The 18,109-nt window shown below is 44.6% G+C and carries 14 protein-coding genes and 1 pseudogene; 12 read left to right on the top strand and 3 right to left on the bottom strand.

Annotation, left to right across the window (positions count from 1 at the left end; translation table 11 throughout):
* Positions 1-146 (bottom strand): annotated as a pseudogene (locus ACT8YW_RS16400) (polyprenyl synthetase family protein); the annotation flags it as partial.
* A gap of 88 nt (positions 147-234) precedes the next feature.
* Between ACT8YW_RS16400 and polA the strand changes: the two are divergent.
* Together polA and ACT8YW_RS16390 are read left to right on the top strand one after the other, a co-directional pair.
* Entirely contained in the window at positions 235-3,084 is a 2,850-nt protein-coding gene (gene polA / locus ACT8YW_RS16395) for a DNA polymerase I (protein WP_444106184.1), read from the top strand.
* A gap of 390 nt (positions 3,085-3,474) precedes the next feature.
* A complete protein-coding gene (locus ACT8YW_RS16390; RefSeq protein WP_004296707.1) occupies positions 3,475-3,870 on the top strand; it encodes a DUF3836 domain-containing protein in 396 nt (131 codons plus the stop codon).
* A gap of 89 nt (positions 3,871-3,959) precedes the next feature.
* Here ACT8YW_RS16390 and ACT8YW_RS16385 read toward each other — a convergent pair whose 3' ends face one another.
* Both ACT8YW_RS16385 and ACT8YW_RS16380 read right to left on the bottom strand, forming a co-directional pair.
* Positions 3,960-4,739, bottom strand: coding sequence for a LytR/AlgR family response regulator transcription factor (locus ACT8YW_RS16385; RefSeq protein WP_004296706.1), 780 nt, complete (start codon positions 4,737-4,739; stop codon positions 3,960-3,962).
* A complete protein-coding gene (locus ACT8YW_RS16380) occupies positions 4,736-6,778 on the bottom strand; it encodes a tetratricopeptide repeat-containing sensor histidine kinase (RefSeq protein WP_444106182.1) in 2,043 nt (680 codons plus the stop codon). Before ACT8YW_RS16380 ends, ACT8YW_RS16385 begins: the two co-directional genes overlap by 4 nt.
* Before the next feature lie 123 nt (positions 6,779-6,901).
* On the opposite strand from ACT8YW_RS16380, the gene ACT8YW_RS16375 reads away from it, so the two are divergent.
* The 10 genes from ACT8YW_RS16375 to ACT8YW_RS16330 all read left to right on the top strand — a co-directional run bounded on the left by ACT8YW_RS16375 (position 6,902) and on the right by ACT8YW_RS16330 (position 17,795).
* Positions 6,902-7,807 carry a serine O-acetyltransferase gene (locus ACT8YW_RS16375; protein ID WP_004296704.1) on the top strand — a complete coding sequence of 302 codons (906 nt, stop codon included), beginning with the start codon at positions 6,902-6,904 and terminating at the stop codon, positions 7,805-7,807.
* Between the two features lie 16 nt (positions 7,808-7,823).
* The gene (locus ACT8YW_RS16370; protein ID WP_444106180.1) at positions 7,824-9,263 is read left to right on the top strand and encodes a THUMP domain-containing protein; all 1,440 of its coding nucleotides are present in this window, start codon (positions 7,824-7,826) and stop codon (positions 9,261-9,263) included.
* A gap of 145 nt (positions 9,264-9,408) precedes the next feature.
* On the top strand, positions 9,409-9,969 hold the full coding sequence (locus ACT8YW_RS16365; RefSeq protein WP_004296702.1) for an ORF6N domain-containing protein: 561 nt from the start codon (positions 9,409-9,411) through the stop codon (positions 9,967-9,969).
* Between the two features lie 14 nt (positions 9,970-9,983).
* Entirely contained in the window at positions 9,984-12,182 is a 2,199-nt protein-coding gene (locus tag ACT8YW_RS16360; protein WP_444106178.1) for a DPP IV N-terminal domain-containing protein, read from the top strand.
* 68 nt (positions 12,183-12,250) lie between these two features.
* On the top strand, positions 12,251-13,525 hold the full coding sequence (gene purD, locus ACT8YW_RS16355) for a phosphoribosylamine--glycine ligase (RefSeq protein ID WP_120143799.1): 1,275 nt from the start codon (positions 12,251-12,253) through the stop codon (positions 13,523-13,525).
* A 114-nt stretch (positions 13,526-13,639) separates the two neighbouring features.
* The gene (locus tag ACT8YW_RS16350; RefSeq protein ID WP_444106176.1) at positions 13,640-14,650 is read left to right on the top strand and encodes a hypothetical protein; all 1,011 of its coding nucleotides are present in this window, start codon (positions 13,640-13,642) and stop codon (positions 14,648-14,650) included.
* A complete protein-coding gene (locus tag ACT8YW_RS16345) occupies positions 14,635-15,114 on the top strand; it encodes a YqaA family protein (protein ID WP_008641597.1) in 480 nt (159 codons plus the stop codon). Before ACT8YW_RS16350 ends, ACT8YW_RS16345 begins: the two co-directional genes overlap by 16 nt.
* Before the next feature lie 35 nt (positions 15,115-15,149).
* Positions 15,150-15,953 (top strand): tRNA (5-methylaminomethyl-2-thiouridine)(34)-methyltransferase MnmD, encoded by an 804-nt coding sequence (mnmD, locus tag ACT8YW_RS16340; RefSeq protein WP_444106175.1) that lies wholly within the window; start codon positions 15,150-15,152, stop codon positions 15,951-15,953.
* A 38-nt stretch (positions 15,954-15,991) separates the two neighbouring features.
* Positions 15,992-16,921: a metal ABC transporter solute-binding protein, Zn/Mn family gene (locus tag ACT8YW_RS16335; RefSeq protein ID WP_009041165.1), complete on the top strand. Its 930-nt coding sequence runs from the start codon at positions 15,992-15,994 to the stop codon at positions 16,919-16,921.
* Positions 16,922-16,958: 37 nt separating this feature from the next.
* Positions 16,959-17,795: a metal ABC transporter ATP-binding protein gene (locus ACT8YW_RS16330; RefSeq protein ID WP_087317999.1), complete on the top strand. Its 837-nt coding sequence runs from the start codon at positions 16,959-16,961 to the stop codon at positions 17,793-17,795.
* Positions 17,796-18,109 lie beyond the last annotated feature (314 nt).

Below are 18,109 nucleotides of genomic sequence, written 5' to 3'. Positions count from 1 at the left end.
CGCATCATCTTACCATTCCTCTGCCGTATGTGAGATACGACGCTATCGAGCAATGCATTTGAACTGGAGAGAGAACTATCAAAAAGTTCTTTGAAGTCGCCCAGTTCCGCTTCAATCGGAGTTCTGATAAGTGAGATACTGTCCATTTATTACACAATTTGAGCACAAAAGTAATAATAAAACGCTTAATACCGTATTTTTTTGTACTTTTACCATGAAAAATTAATTAAATCTATGGATTCAGGTAATAAATTATTTCTTTTAGACGCTTATGCATTGATATATCGGGCGTATTACGCCTTTATTAAGAACCCAAGAATCAATTCCAAAGGATTCAACACTTCAGCCATACTGGGTTTTGTGAACACCCTCGAAGAAGTACTGAAAAAAGAGAATCCCACTCATATAGGAGTAGCCTTCGACCCCGCAGGTCCCACCTTCCGCCACGAAGCTTTTGAACAATATAAAGCACAACGCGAAGAAACTCCGGAGGCAATCCGTCTTTCCGTACCTATTATAAAGGATATTATACGCGCCTACCGCATCCCTATTCTGGAAGTGGCAGGCTATGAAGCCGATGATGTGATAGGTACACTCGCTACCGAAGCCGGTCGCCAGGGTATCACTACCTATATGATGACTCCCGACAAAGATTACGGGCAGCTGGTAAGTGACAAAGTATTTATGTATCGCCCTAAACACACAGGAGGTTTCGAAGTGATGGGCGTGGAGGAAGTGAAAGCCAAGTTTGACATTCAGTCTCCGGCACAGGTGATCGATATGCTCGGACTGATGGGCGACTCTTCAGATAACATTCCCGGATGTCCGGGAGTAGGAGAAAAGACTGCTCAAAAACTGGTCTCCGAATTCGGAAGCATCGAGAACCTATTGGAACATACCGACCAACTGAAAGGAGCATTGAAAACAAAAGTGGAAACCAATCGGGAAATGATTACGTTCTCGAAATTTCTCGCCACCATTAAAATCGATGTCCCTATCCAACTTGAGATGGATGCTCTTGTCCGCGAAGAAGCAGACGAAAATTCACTTCGTAGCATTTTCGAGGAATTAGAATTTAGAACACTCATTGACCGGGTGCTCAAAAAAGATATTTCCGGAAACGGAATAACCTCTGCCATCGGAAGCAAAGTTGCCACTGGGAAAAACACCCCCTCTCCTCTTCCACTTTTTCCCGAAGAAGGAGGCGGAATGCAAGGCGATTTATTTGCGAATTTCACGCCCGATGAACCGGGTGAAGCAAAAAAATCGAACCTAGAGACGTTAGAATCGCTCACTTACAACTACCAACTCGTTGATACAGAGGAGAAAAGACAGGAAATTATTCAAAAGTTACTTACATCGAAAATTCTCTCGTTAGATACGGAAACCACCGGAACTGAACCAATGGATGCCGAATTAGTCGGAATGAGCTTTTCGATTGCAGAAAATGAAGCTTTTTATGTTCCCGTACCATCGGATCAAGACGAAGCGTTAAAAATCGTAAATGAGTTCCGTCCGGTCTTCGAAAATGAGAATTCATTAAAAGTCGGACAAAATATCAAGTACGACATGATTGTTCTTCAAAATTATGGCGCAACAGTAAAAGGTCCGCTTTTCGATACGATGATCGCTCATTATGTTCTTCAACCGGAACTTCGTCATGGCATGGATTATCTTGCGGAAATTTATCTACACTACCAGACTATCCACATTGACGAACTGATAGGTCCCAAAGGAAAGAATCAGAAGAACATGCGCGATCTCGACCCGAAAGATGTATATCTATATGCCTGCGAAGATGCAGACGTAACTCTGAAACTGAAAAATGTATTGGAGAAAGAACTGAAAGAAAATGATGCAGAACGTTTGTTCTATGATATAGAAATGCCACTAGTTCCCGTATTAGTTAATATAGAACGAAACGGAGTATTGCTGGATACGGAAGCATTGAAGCAATCGTCCGCCCATTTCACCGCCCAGATGGAGCAAATCGAAAAAGAGATTTACGAATTAGCCGGTGAGACTTTCAACATCGCTTCGCCCAAGCAAGTCGGTGAGGTACTGTTTGACAAACTGAAAATCGTAGAGAAGGCAAAAAAGACTAAGACCGGCCAGTACGTCACCTCAGAAGAAGTGCTCGAAAGCCTCCGGCACAAACATCCGGTAGTAGAAAAGATTTTGGAACATCGCGGACTGAAAAAGCTATTGGGCACGTATATCGACGCACTCCCCCAGCTTATCAATCCACGCACAGGAAGGGTGCACACCTCTTTCAACCAGACTGTAACCGCTACGGGACGTCTTAGTTCAAGCAATCCGAACTTACAAAATATCCCTATCCGCGACGAGAATGGAAAAGAAATCCGCAAGGCTTTCATCCCCGATGAAGGCTGCCTCTTCTTCTCTGCCGACTATTCGCAAATTGAATTGCGCATCATGGCACACCTTAGCGAGGATAAGAATATGATTGATGCTTTCCTTAGCAATCACGATATTCATGCGGCCACTGCTGCCAAAATTTATAAGACCGACCTGAAAGACGTAGGTTCCGACATGCGCCGTAAAGCCAAGACTGCCAATTTCGGTATCATCTATGGCATATCCGTATTTGGTCTTGCCGAACGAATGAATGTAGACCGTAAAGAAGCCAAAGAGTTAATCGACGGTTACTTTGAAACTTATCCGGGAGTGAAAGCATATATGGATAAAAGCATTCAGGTGGCCCAGGAAAAAGGCTATGTGGAAACAATCTTCCATCGGAAGCGCTTCTTACCGGACATCAATTCGCGGAATGCCGTTGTACGCGGATATGCGGAACGAAATGCCATCAACGCCCCTATCCAGGGAAGTGCGGCAGATATTATAAAAGTAGCAATGGCACGTATCTATCAACGGTTCCAGGCCGAAGGAATACAAGCCAAAATGATCCTGCAAGTACATGACGAATTAAATTTCAGCGTTCCTGTCAATGAAAAAGAGCGTGTAGAAGAAATCGTCATCGAAGAAATGGAGAAAGCATACCGCATGCACGTCCCCTTGAAAGCAGATTGCGGATGGGGCAAAAACTGGCTTGAGGCACATTAAACCATCAAGTGAATAAAGGCCACCTCAATAAGGAATTGCTATCTTTTAGACACTAATTGCACAAGGAGACTCCATCTTATCAGGGGCTTCCGCTTACAAAATAGAAGCAAGTATGGGTAATAACATTATTTAACTCTGTATCCAGAAAGCTAGAAAAAAGATTCCTTTTTCGACGAAGTGATTCATTCTATATCCGGCAGATTGACTGCCGGATATTTTTTTGTCACCAATATTGGCAAAAAGCTAGTTATCGTCCACCTCCATTCTTGACATTTTGACAATCTTTTATCTTCAAAAATGCATAAATACCAAATTAATATGTAGATTTGCAGCGTAAAACCAATGCATTTGGTAGACAAATGAAAGTATAACCCAAAAACTTAAATAGCCATGAAAGCAAAAGTATCTTTAAAAATGTTCGTTTTATCTGCAGCTCTTCTTGTTGTATCGCTTGCTACTTCTGCACGTAGCTACGATAATCAATTGATTTATAATCCAATCGAAGAGAATGGCATGACAGTGGGACAAACCGTTTACAAAATGGACGGAAATACACTTGCCAACTACATGAAGTACAACTACAAGTACGATGACAACAAACGTATGATTGAAAGCGAAGCCTTGAAATGGAACAATAGCAAGGACGCATGGGAAAAAGACCTACGCATCAATTATACTTATGAAGGCAAGACCGTTACTACGAATTATTATAAATGGAACGCTAAAAAACAAGCCTACGTACTGGTACCCGAAATGACCGTTACGATGGATAATACAAATATGTAACATAAACTCTCTCTCATTCTAATATTCTAACAAAAAGGATACGCCGCTTCTGCTGAAGAAGTGGCGTATTTCATAATATGAGGTCTACACTACAAAACAAAGAAACGCTCTTGCAATTCTTTTAGATAACTTCGGGAAATAATCAGATCGTTCTTATCGTGAAAAGGCGGATAAAGTTGACAACATTTACCATCAATCATTGCCAGATAATTAACATTTACAATAGCAGATTGGCTAATCTGTACAAAAGCTTGTGAATAACTGATAATATCTTCTGCTTTTGTATTTCGCTTCAAATTCAGACAAGTTTGATTAAACAAGACCACCTGCCATTGACGTTTGTCTTTCAGATATTCAAAAAAGCCGATTTCTTCCAGTCGCAAGAGTTTGAAGCCTGTCACTGTACTAATCATAAACATGCCTTGCTGGGGCATCAATGCACTGATAGAAGAAGCAAAAGAAGGCAAAAGAGGAAGCGAAGTAGAGGTCATAGCCTTCCGGTAACGGTCCATAATTACTTTCAGGTCTTCTGCTTCAAAAGGCTTCAGCAGGAAGTCGAAAGCCGACTCACGCAACGCCTGAAGCAAGTATTTGTCATAAGAGGTGTAAAACACAACCTTCATATCCCACAAAATATCCTCCCTGATTTCACTTAATAGATTGAGTCCCAACGTATCCGGAAGTTCCACATCAAGAAACAATAAGTCCGGATGCAACTCCATAATCATCTTTTTACCTTTTGCACCATTCCCTGCGATTCCTTTTACTTCAAATTCACGATAGGGCTCCAACTCTCGGCGCAAAGCATCAATCGCTGTACGTTCATCGTCAACGATGACTACCTTATACTTTTCTTCTGTCTCCATCATAAATCATAAGAAAAACGAAACGGGATATATACCGACACTTCCGTACCGGTTTGTCCATCGCTTCTGTTGGTTATATTAAAACGTATTTTATCACTCTTGTTCTTTGTATTCAGTAATTGAATGGTCTGATACAACACTTTCAATCCTGTACCAGTACCCCGTGTGGCGGAAACTACCTGCGGGAGATACCCGCGTCCGTTGTCGGTAACCGTTATGCGAATCCCATTTGTTTCACGGGAAACATATACCATTAGCTCCTTTTTTCCGTCCTTTCCCGCCAGTCCATGTTTAATAGCATTCTCCACCGGAACTTGCACAATCATAGATGGAATCATGATGCGGGTTGCATCTAAACCGTCCTCCACCGTGATTGTTGCGACAAAATCTTCTCCGACACGTCCACGTTCCAGTTCGATGTATGTACGGACGAAATCCAGTTCGTCTTGCAAAGATACGCTCAATTTCTCGGTAAGTTCGAGGCTACGACGGAGATATTTCACCAGTTCCATCAGATTATGTTTCACCTCTTCCGAGCCGTTAAACTGATTGATCTCACGTCCCAGTACATTAAAAGTAAAATGAGGAGAAATCCGGCTTCTCAAATTCTCCATGCGGACACGGTTGATTTGCTGGAAGAAACGCTGGCGAAGAAACTCCCTCTTTTTACGCATATACCAGACAACTATCACTACCCCTGCCACAAGCAACACGCAGACAAGTACCCAGATAGATACGCTCAACTTGAGCACTCTCATCTCTGCCGCCTGCCGCTGAATCTTCATTTCCTTACGAAGTACTATCGTATCCTGCCGGTAACGCATATCCAATTCGGCAACACGCATCTGTATCCGTTCGCTCCGGATGGAATCGTCCAGATGGCAATCACGTTTCAGGTATTCATAGGCACGGCGGTAATCACCGGTATGCTCAAAATAATGTTGCAGATACTGATTGCGTATAGTCAACATATTGGCGTCAAGATGCCCCACAGGAGCAGTCCGGGCGATCATAGTCTTCGCTTGGGCTATATTACCTTTCTTCAATGCCAGTTCAATCATCTGGGTTTCAATGTAATGAACAGCCGAGTTATGCTGTATATCGGAGAAGAAACGATAACTTTCGTCCAGGCAGATCTGTGCGGAGTCCAGTTTGTCAGTCAGCAAGTACAATTCTCCCAGGTTTACTTTGATAAAGTTCTGTTCAAACACCATCTGCGGATAAGAAGATACGAGTGCATTGGCCCTGCGCATATATTTCAAAGCCTCCTGATAGTTTTTCCGGTAATAATAATGGTTGCCGCGATTGTTGAGATAGGTCCATTGCTCGCTCACGTTCATTTCATCGAAGAACTGCCCGGCCAATTCATAGTAATGATTGGATAAATCGAAATCGCGCAGTTCCATGTAAGTCTGCCCCAATCCGTAGTAGACAGGAAATTTCGTGTGCTCGGACAAGTTCAAAGAATCACAGAGAAACAGGGCGCGCCGGTAATACGAAGCAGTGTGCGCCAAGTCACTGCGATGCAGATAGGCATCAGCAATATTGATACAAATATCCGGGAGCAGGTGCAGTTTCTTTCCTTTCAGGCGATATTCGTAGGCTTTCTTATAGTCGGTAATTGCAGAATCAGGGCGGTTCAGTTGCATCCACACGTTGCCTTCGATATTATAAACATCGGATAATACATCATTCCATTGGGGAGATTGGAGAGATTGGGAAGCATTGCGGGAAAATTCCTTTACCCGACGGTTGTAATAGAGTATAGAATCAAAATCGGAAGAGACAAAGAATGTTTTCCCATAAAGGGCAAGCAGACGATAGTAGACCTGGGAATCTTGCGCCTGTGTCAGTGCGTCAAGCACCTGTGAGCGGGAATAATGCACATTGGAAAACAAAGAATCCTGTACACGAACCTCCAGAGAATCAACCAACACCTGTTCGCACGAAGAGTTATTGCGGTGTCTATCAGCATATCCGCAACTCAACAACATCAACAACCCCAACAGTCCAAATAGTTTCATAGCAGTCTTCTGATTCATCAGTCCCCTTATTCATGTCATGTTTTGAATGTGACAAAAATACATTATTTATCCTGAATCCCAGCGAATTTTATTATTTTTTTTAATACCTTTGTGCCCATATAAATATGAGTAACTGACCTAATGAGTCCACTGAACTTCACCCACATTTTGACACAGGCAGTCGATGAGCTATCGGAAAGCGAATCTTATAAAGGACTGTTTCATCAGCACAAAGATGGCGAACCACTGCCCTCTGCTAAAGTATTGTATGAAATTATTGAGCTTTCACGCTCCATTCTCTTCCCCGGATACTACGGAAATTCTACTATTAACAGCCGGACAATTAATTATCACATCGGCGTCAACATTGAAAAATTGTTTGACTTACTTTGTGAGCAAATCTTGGCCGGATTGTGTTTTAGCACTTCCATAGAGGGAAAATGCAACGTCTGCTCCGACTCGAAACGGGAAGAGGCTGCACGTCTTGCTGCTAAATTCATCAGTAAGCTACCTGCCATGAGAAGAATACTGGCAACCGATGTGGAAGCCGCCTATAACGGTGATCCGGCTGCCGAAAGTTATGGGGAGGTGATTTTCTGCTATCCGGCCATTAAAGCGATCAGCAATTACCGTATCGCGCATGAACTGCTGGAACTGGGAGTTCCTTTGATTCCCCGCATCATCACGGAGATGGCGCATAGCGAAACGGGAATTGATATCCATCCGGCCGCAAAGATTGGTACTCACTTCACTATCGACCATGGTACGGGTGTCGTTATCGGTGCCACGAGTATTATCGGAAATAACGTCAAGCTATATCAGGGCGTCACACTGGGAGCCAAGAGTTTCCCGTTGGATGCCGACGGAAAACCAATCAAGGGAATCCCCCGCCATCCGATCCTGGAAGACAATGTGATTGTTTATTCCAATGCTACTATTTTGGGAAGAATCACCATCGGACGTGACGCAACCGTAGGCGGTAATATCTGGGTAACGGAGAATGTTCCTGCAGGAGCAAGAATCGTACAAACTAAAGCAAAAAAATAAAATCAAAAGAATCTATATGAGCGAACAATTCGAGATGATAGCCAAGACTTTCCAGGGACTGGAAGAGATACTTGCAGAAGAACTGACAGCATTAGGAGCCAACGACATTCAAATAGGACGCCGCATGGTTTCATTCACAGGAGATAAACGTATGATGTATAAGGCGAATTTTTGTCTTCGCACCGCCATCCGTATCCTGAAACCAATTAAAAACTTTACAGCCAAAGATGCCGATGAGGTTTATAATCAAATACAGGCTATTCCATGGGAAGAATATCTCGATGTGAACAAGACGTTCGCTATCGATGCAGTAGTATTCAGCGATGAGTTCCGCCACTCGAAATTCGTTTCGTATAAGGTGAAAGATGCGATTGTGGATTATTTCCGTGATAAAACAGGAAAACGTCCGTCGGTACGTATCAACAATCCGGATGTACTTCTGAATATTCATATTGCACAGACTACCTGTACGTTGTCTTTGGACTCGTCCGGAGAATCACTTCACCGTCGCGGTTATCGCCAGGAAGCAGTAGAAGCCCCGTTAAATGAGGTATTGGCTGCCGGCATGATTCTAATGACCGGATGGCGAGGAGAGTGTGATTTGATCGACCCGATGTGTGGTTCGGGTACTATCCCTGTTGAAGCGGCACTGATTGCTAAGAATATCGCTCCGGGAGTATTCCGTAAAGGGTTTGCTTTTGAAAAGTGGGTAGATTTCGATGCGGATATGTTCGATGAGATTTACAATGATGACAGTCAGGAGCGCGAATTTGCTCATAAGATTTACGGATACGATAACAATCCGAAAGCTAATGAGATTGCGACTCATAATATAAAAGCTGCCGGTGTATCGAAAGATATCGTGTTGAAGTTGCAGCCGTTCCAGCAGTTTGAACAGCCGCAGGAGAAGTCGATTATCATCACTAACCCGCCATACGGTGAACGTATTTCCACTAATGATTTGCTTGGACTTTATCAGATGATCGGTGAACGTCTGAAACATGCGTTTGTAGGAAATGAAGCATGGGTGCTTTCTTATCGGGAAGAGTGTTTCGATCAGATTGGTTTGAAAGCAAGTCAGAAAGTTCCTTTGTTCAATGGACCGTTGGAGTGTGAGTTCCGCAAATATGAGATTTTTGACGGAAAATACAAAGAGTTCAAGAGCCAGGAAGAGGGAGAAGAAAAGAAAGAGGCTGAAGGAGAACAGACTCCAAGATTCAGAGAAAAAAAAGAATTTAAGCCACGCCGCGAAGGTGAATTCAAACCGCGTCGGGATGGTGAATCCAGACCTCGCAGAGAGGGAGAATACAAGCCGCGCAGAGAAGGTGGTGAATTCAAAGGTGGTGACAGAGATAGAAAGCCACGGGGAGAATTCCGCGGAGGAAGAGATTCAAGAGGACCAAGAGAATTTAGGGGGAACCGGGAGCCGAGGATTCCGAAGAAAGAAGAGGAATAAACAATTCTAATTCCAACAACTTATTCACCCTGTAATTCGCTAGTTAATAATTAATTAAAAACTTGAAGTTCCAAATTGGAACTTCAAGTTTACACCATAGTTCTAATGTTCAGTCACAAATTGGAACCTGTCTAAACAAAAAAAGATGGATGATATAGCCATTATAGAAAACAAAATATACGAAATCAGAGGGCAAAAAGTTATGCTTGACTTTGATTTGGCAGAAATGTATGGAGTTGAGACTAAACGCCTCAAAGAACAAGTACGTCGTAATATTGAACGCTTTCCTGCTGAATTCATGTTCGAGCTAACAAAGGAAGAAGTTGCAATTTCAAGGTCGCAAATTGCGACCTTGAAAACAGGACAAGGATATAACATCAAATATCTTCCGTTTGCATTTACTGAATATGGTATAGTTATGTTATCCAGCGTCCTCAAATCCAAGACCGCTGTGGAAGTAAATATCAATATTATCCGTGCTTTTGTACGTATGCGCCAATATCTTCTATCCAATATACCTAAAAAGGAGTTGGAAGAATTAAAACAACGCATCGAATATCTCGAAGAAGATATTACCTCTGATAGGGAAAGTTACGAAAAACAATTTGACGACCTATTTAATGCCTTTGCTAAAATAAGTGCAATTATCCAATCAAGACAGACTCCTTTGGACAGAGTAAAAATAGAAGGATTTAAAAACAAATAATAAAGAAAAGAGCAATGAGTAAAATTGGAAAAAGAGCCATGCTTTTATTGTTGGCACTACCAATCGGATTCAATGTTATGGCACAAGAAACCAAAAAGCCGACACTGGAAGAATTGATTCCGGGTGGCGAGAGTTACCGCTATGCAGACAACCTGTACGGACTGCAATGGTGGGGTGACGAATGTATCAAGCCGGGCGTAGATACCCTTTATTCGATTCAACCCAAAACGGGGAAAGAAACAATGGTTATCACTCGTGAACAGATCAACAAAGTGCTTGAAGAGAACAAGGCAGGAAAGTTATCACACTTGTATTCCGTCAGTTTCCCATGGGCCGATAAGCCACAAATGTTATTCACGATAGCAGGAAAGTTCATTGTATATGATTTCAAGAGCAATCAAGTTGTCAGCACTCTCAAAACAAAAGACGGAGCGGATAATGAAGACTATTGCGCAGCCAGTGGAAACGTGGCATACACGATAGGTAACAATCTGTATGTGAACGAAAAAGCGGTAACCAATGAACCCGAAGGCATCGTTTGCGGACAGACTGTACACCGGAATGAATTCGGTATCAACAAAGGCACTTTCTGGAGCCCGAAAGGCAACCTGCTCGCTTTCTACCGTATGGACGAGAGCATGGTGACACAATACCCGCTTGTAGACATCACTGCACGCGTAGGTGAAGTGAATAATGTACGTTATCCGATGGCGGGCATGACAAGCCATCAGGTAAAAGTAGGCATTTACAATCCTGCTACAGGCAAAAGCATTTATCTGAACGCAGGTGATCCCACAGACCGTTATTTCACCAATATCAGCTGGTCACCGGATGAAAAAAGCCTCTACCTGATTGAAGTAAACCGTGACCAGAATCACGCCAAACTTTGCCAGTACAACGCAGAGACAGGAGAGCCGATGGGCGTTCTCTACGAAGAAATGCATCCTAAATACGTGGAGCCACAAAACGCAATCGTATTTTTGCCGTGGGACCCTACCAAGTTCATCTATCAAAGTCAGCGTGACGGCTACAACCATCTTTATCTCTTTGATGCCAATGCAGCCAACATGAAAGGTGAAACTTATAACAGCGCCAACGGTGGTACTTATTTCCAGGCCGGCAAAGTCAAACAACTGACCAAAGGCAACTGGCTGGTCAGCGACGTCCTGGGATTCAACACAAAGCGTAAAGAAATCATCTTCACAGCCGTAGAAGGCTTGAGAAGCGGACATTTCGCTGTAAACGTGAGTAATGGAAAGATAAGTCAACCGTTCGAGAACTGCAAGGAAAGCGAACATAGCGGCATGCTTAGCGCTTCCGGCACTTATCTTATCGACCGTTATTCAACAAAAGACCAGCCTCGCGTCATCAACCTGGTAGATACCAAAAACTTCAAAGAAACCGCCAATCTGCTGACTGCTGAAAATCCTTACGAAGGCTACCAGATGCCAAGCATCGAAACCGGAACGATCAAAGCGGCAGACGGCACCACCGACCTGCATTATCGCCTGATGAAACCGGCAAACTTTGACTCGGCCAAGAAATATCCCGTCATCGTATACGTCTACGGAGGTCCTCACGCACAATGTGTCACCGGAGGATGGCAGAACGGCGCACGTGGATGGGACACATACATGGCAGGTAAAGACTATATCATGTTCACCATCGACAACCGTGGCAGCAGCAACCGTGGACTGGCGTTTGAAAATGCCACTTTCCGCCGTCTCGGCATCGAAGAAGGTAAAGACCAGGTAAAAGGCATTGAATTCCTGAAATCCCTCCCCTACGTAGACAGCGAACGCATCGGCGTACACGGATGGAGCTTCGGAGGACACATGACTACCGCCCTGATGCTTCGTTACCCGGAAATATTCAAAGTAGGCGTTGCCGGAGGTCCGGTAATCGACTGGGGGTATTATGAAGTGATGTACGGCGAACGCTATATGGATACACCGGAAAGCAACCCGGAAGGCTACAAAGAATGTAATCTGAAAAACCTTGCCGGCCAACTGAAAGGTCACCTATTGATTATTCACGACGACCACGACGACACTTGCGTGCCACAGCACACCCTGTCATTCATGAAAGCCTGTGTAGATGCCCGCACTTATCCCGACCTGTTTATCTACCCGTGCCACAAGCACAACGTAGCAGGACGCGACCGTGTACATCTGCATGAGAAAATCACCCGGTACTTTGAGCAGAACTTATAAAACTGACAAAGACACCACCGTATCCATACAAATCATAGATAACAGTATAAATCCATAACAATACAAAGATGAAGATATTATTACTAGGCTCGGGCGGCCGCGAACATGCACTGGCATGGAAAATTGCCCAAAGTCCGAAAGTTGAAAAACTATACATTGCTCCGGGAAATGCCGGAACAACTGCCGTAGGCGAGAATGTCAACATCAAAGCAACCGATTTTGAAGCAATCAGTGCTTTTGCTCTAAAAGAGAACATCCAAATGATAGTAGTAGGTCCCGAAGATCCGTTGGTAAAAGGAATCTACGATTACTTCCAAAACCGTCCGGAGCTAAAGCATATTGCCGTGATCGGTCCTTCGGCTCAAGGAGCGCAACTGGAAGGCAGCAAGGAATTTGCCAAAGGCTTCATGATGCGCCACAACATCCCGACAGCCCGCTACAAAAGCATCACTTCCGAAAACCTCGAAGAGGGCCTCGCTTTCCTCGAAACGTTGGAAGCTCCCTACGTACTGAAGGCTGATGGCCTTTGTGCCGGGAAAGGAGTTCTCATCCTTCCTACGCTGGATGAAGCGAAGAAAGAACTGAAAGAAATGCTCGGCGGCATGTTCGGTTCCGCATCGGCAACCGTTGTGATTGAAGAATTTTTGAGCGGTATCGAGTGCTCTGTATTCGTACTGACAGACGGAGACAACTACAAAGTCCTCCCTGTAGCAAAAGACTACAAACGTATCGGTGAAGGCGACAAAGGATTGAATACAGGCGGTATGGGTAGCGTAACTCCGGTTCCGTTTGCTGATGAAGTATATATGGAGAAAGTACGCACACGTATTATCGAACCGACCATCAATGGTCTGAAAGAAGAAAAGATCACCTACAAAGGTTTCATCTTCCTCGGTCTTATCAAGGTGAAAGGTGAACCGATGGTTATCGAATACAACGTCCGCATGGGCGACCCGGAAACTGAAAGCGTGATGTTGCGCATCCAAAGCGACTTCGTAGAGTTGCTTGAAGGCACAGCGGCAGGCAACCTGAACGAGAAAACACTGGTGATGGACCCACGTTCGGCCGGCTGCGTCATTCTTGTCAGCGGCGGTTATCCCGAAGCCTACGAAAAAGGATTCCCTATCAGCGGACTGGAACAGGCTGCCGCTACCGACAGCATCATCTTCCATGCCGGAACAGCCATGAAAGACGGACAAGTGGTAACGAACGGAGGACGTGTGATTGCCGTTTGCTCTTACGGTGCAACGAAAGAAGAAGCATTGGCACAGAGCTACAAAGTGGCAGACATGATCGACTTCGACAAGAAGTATTTCCGCCGCGACATCGGATTCGATTTGTAAGAAACAACCTGTAATGATACGCCACGGCAGGCATAAATCCCCTATTTGCACGGCATATAGATCCTACAAAGCGATGATATATGCCCGCCGGGCGGCAAAAGAACTGACAGACAAATGAGAAATAAAAGACTACAAAGTCAAGTGACGGCAGGACGGTGGACCCTGCCTGCCGTTATCTTTATCTGCGCCCTATGCTGGGTGTTGACTTACTTTTTATTTCCCGACTCCATAGCCTCAACAACACCCAAGGACAGCTCTTCTTTCTTGCAATCCACCCGCGATTTACTGCTTCCGGGATGGGCAGAACGAATTGTCAGCTTTCTGGTTTACGCAATCATCGGCTACTTTCTGATAGAGCTGAACAACCAGTTCAGTATTATCCGCATGAGGGCTTCCATGCAGACAGCTATTTATTTCCTGCTGGTTACCGTCTGTCCGGGAATGCATTTACTATACATAGGAGACATTGTCGCCCTCGGTTCTCTTATTTCCATTTATTTTCTGTTTAAAAGCTATCAGCAAGCTCAAGCTGCGGGCTATCTATTCTATTCCTTCTTCTTTATCGGAGCGGGAAGTATTCTTTTCCCGCAGCTCACCATCCTCTCGGTACTTTGGTTGCTCGAAGCCTACCGTTTCCAGTCGCTCACTCCTCGCAGTTTCTGCGGTGCGCTGCTTGGATGGATGCTGCCCTACTGGATGCTGTTCGGACACGCCTTCTTCTATAACGAGATGGAGTTGTTCTACCGCCCTTTCAACCAGCTATTAGCTTTCGAAGAAGTCTTTAACTTACAAATCCTTCAACCCTGGGAATTGGCTATACTGGGCTATCTGCTCGTGATGTTTATCGTCAGTGCCGTTCACTGCATCGCTGCCGGATTTGAGGATAAGATACGCACACGTGCCTATCTCCAGTTCTTGATAGACCTGACGCTCTTCCTGTTCCTGCTGATTGCCTTGCAACCGATATATTGCAGTGCCCTGCTGCCTTTGCTTATCATAAGCAACAGCATCCTGATCGGACATTTCTTTGTACTGACCAATAGTAAAAGTTCAAATGTGTTCTTTATCATTTCATTGGTCGGCCTCATCCTCTTATTCGCTTTTAATATATGGACGCTTTTGTAGATTCAACGATACAACTCCTCATAGAATGGGGACTTCCGGGATTATTCATCTCGGCTTTATTGGCTGGGAGCATCGTGCCTTTCAGTTCCGAACTGGTACTGGTGGCATTGGTGAAGCTCGGCTTGCCCCCGATAGCCTGTCTGATATCCGCCACTCTCGGCAATACAGTGGGCGGAATGACTTGTTACTACATGGGACGTCTGGGCAAAATTAGCTGGATTGAGAAATACTTCAAGGTAAAGAAAGAAAAGGTAGACAAAATGGTGAAATTCCTGCAAGGGAAAGGGGCATTGATGGCATTCTTTACCTTTCTTCCTGCCATTGGAGAGGTGATCGCCATTGCACTGGGATTTATGCGAAGCAACACATGGCTTACTATCGTTTCCATGTTTGTCGGTAAACTGATACGTTATATCCTCCTCCTGTATGTGCTCGAAAGTGCCTGGGATGCTATGGCGGGGTAAATCTTTTTTAAGTATTAAGTATTAAAGATTGAGTGATGGAAAGAATAATTGAGAGAACCGATGACGGGAGCGCTACTCTGTTTGTTCCGGAATTGAATGAACATTATCATTCAACGAAAGGGGCACGCACGGAGTCTCAACATATTTTCATCGATATGGGGCTGAAAGCCTCTCCTGCCGCTACTCCACGTGTTCTTGAAATCGGCTTCGGGACAGGGCTCAACGCTTGGCTCACCCTTGAAGAAGCGGAAAGAAGCAGACGAAATATACACTATACAGGACTGGAACTCTATCCACTAGACTGGCAGACAGTAGAACAGCTAGGGTATATCTCCAGCGATGAGCAGCTTACCATACATCGGAAGCAGACAGCAACCGATGAGCAATTTACCCCGAATGATGAAGAAGAACAACAACCGGCTACCGAATTGTTTAAGCAGCTTCATACATCGCCCTGGGAAAAAGACGTGCAGCTTACACCGCACTTCACCTTACGAAAAATAGAAACGGACGTCAATCAATGGATAACGGGAAAGAAGGAAGAGTCAAAAATGAACAGCACCAACAACAATGCAGTCATTTCTCAATACTCAACTTCCAATACTCCGTTTAATACCATCTATTTCGACGCCTTCGCCCCGGAAAAGCAACCGGAAATGTGGTCGCAAGAACTATTCAACCGTCTCTATGTTTTATTAGATAAAGACGGAATTCTGACTACCTACTGTGCCAAAGGTGTAGTACGCCGAATGTTGCAGACAGCCGGATTCACAGTAGAACGTCTCCCCGGACCTCCGGGTGGTAAACGGGAAATATTACGGGCCCGGAAACAAGAGTAGAAACAAGATAAGATTGAAACCCCGAAACAGAAAAAATCATGAAACAACAACTAAAAGATATGAGAACACTTTTCCTTCTTGGTACCTGCCTCCTGATAGCAGCCTGCACAGGACGTTCCTCCCAAGCAAGTAACGATGACGAGACAAAGCCGGTGATAACCGTCACACTGGAACCGCAACGTTATTTCACCGAGGCTATTGCCGGAGATAAATTCAAAGTAGTCAGCATGGTGCCCAAAGGTTCCAGCCCAGAGACATACGATCCTATCCCCCAGCAACTTGTTTCTTTAGGAGACAGCAAAGCCTATTTCCGCATCGGATACATCGGCTTCGAACAAACCTGGATGGATCGCCTGATGAACAATACTCCCCATATCCAAGTGTTCGACACCTCGAAAGGAATCGACCTCATACTCAATAATGATGACCATGGCCATGCCCACGGCCACAACAGTCACGACGGCCATATCCACGCCGTAGAGCCACACGTATGGAATTCTACCGGTAATGCTTTAATCATCGCCGGAAACACCTACAAGGCCCTTAGCCAACTGGATAAAGCAAACGAACCATATTATAGAAACCGTTACGACTCTCTCTGTCAGCGCATCCAGCACACCGACAGCCTGATTCGCCGGCAACTCTCCACCCCCGAAGCAGCCAAAGCCTTCATGATTTATCATCCGGCTCTCTCCTACTTCGCCCGCGACTACGGATTGCATCAAATTTCGATCGAAGAAGGAGGCAAAGAACCCTCTCCCGCTCATCTGAAAGACCTGATAGACGTCTGTCAGGCGGAAAATGTAGGCGTTATCTTCGTCCAACCGGAGTTTGACAAACGCAATGCGGAAACCATCGCACAGCAAACCGGAACGAAAGTGGTCCCTATCAACCCATTAAGTTATGACTGGGAGGAAGAAATGCTGAATGTAGCCAAAGCCCTTGCGCCGCAAGCTGCCACCAAATAAACGTATAAAGAAAGAACCAATCAAGCCCTTTCCAATGATGAAACCGATAATCGAAATAAAGAATCTTTCCGCCGGATATGACGGTCGCACTGTTCTCCACGATGTTAATCTAAGCATCTACGAACGGGATTTTCTAGGTATTATAGGTCCGAACGGAGGCGGCAAAACAACGCTTATAAAGTGCATCCTCGGTTTGTTAAAACCAACCGGAGGGGAAATTATATTCCATACTCCCGAGAAGGCTTCCATAAGAACATCTACGGAAGGGACTTCGACAGAAACATCTGCCAAAAACTCCCACCAAAGTTCTTCCGCGAAATCCCAGCTTTTCCTCGGTTACCTACCGCAATATAGCACCATAGACCGAAAGTTCCCTATTTCTGTGGAAGAAGTGATCCTGTCCGGATTGAGCATACAGAAGTCGCTCACCTCCCGGTTCACTCCCGAACAGAGAGAGAAAGGCAAACAGATTATCGCCCGCATGGGGCTTGAAGGGCTTGAAAGCCGCTCTATCGGACAATTAAGCGGTGGACAACTGCAACGTGCCCTGTTAGGACGTGCCATCATCTCGGATCCCGCAGTGCTGATTCTCGATGAACCCAGCACGTATATCGACAAGCGTTTCGAAGCACGCCTTTATGAGTTATTGGCTGAAATCAATAAAGAATGTGCCATTATCCTTGTCAGTCACGACATCGGCACTGTATTGCAACAGGTAAAATCCATCGCCTGCGTCAACGAAACGCTGGATTACCATCCGGACACGGGTGTCACTACCGAATGGCTGGAAAGAAACTTCAACTGCCCCATCGAGCTATTGGGACACGGCACATTACCTCATCGGGTTTTAGGAGAACATCATCACCATCATTAAAGGATACACATATTCAATATCCCAAACATATACATACAGCAACCCGAGTATTAATACCTGAAATCTCAACCATTAACAGCTGATATTACAAGTGTTAACACCTAACGGCCAAGCTATTAATAGTAAACTTCCACTGCCTTAATAGCAAACTTCCGCTTCTCCAATAGCAAAGTTGTGTTTGACTAAGGATAATCTATAAACCCAAGTTACGTTTATAAAATTGAAAGCTTTGTTTTTATAATTGCAAGTTTCATTTATAAAAACAAAACTTGCAATTATAGTTTATGATTAATGAAAAGGAAGTTTGTTATTAA

Source organism: Bacteroides sp. (genome assembly GCF_052357945.1).
Classification (GTDB): domain Bacteria; phylum Bacteroidota; class Bacteroidia; order Bacteroidales; family Bacteroidaceae; genus Bacteroides.
Note: the sequence above shows the minus strand (reverse complement) of the source record. Positions and strands in the feature narration are given on the sequence as shown.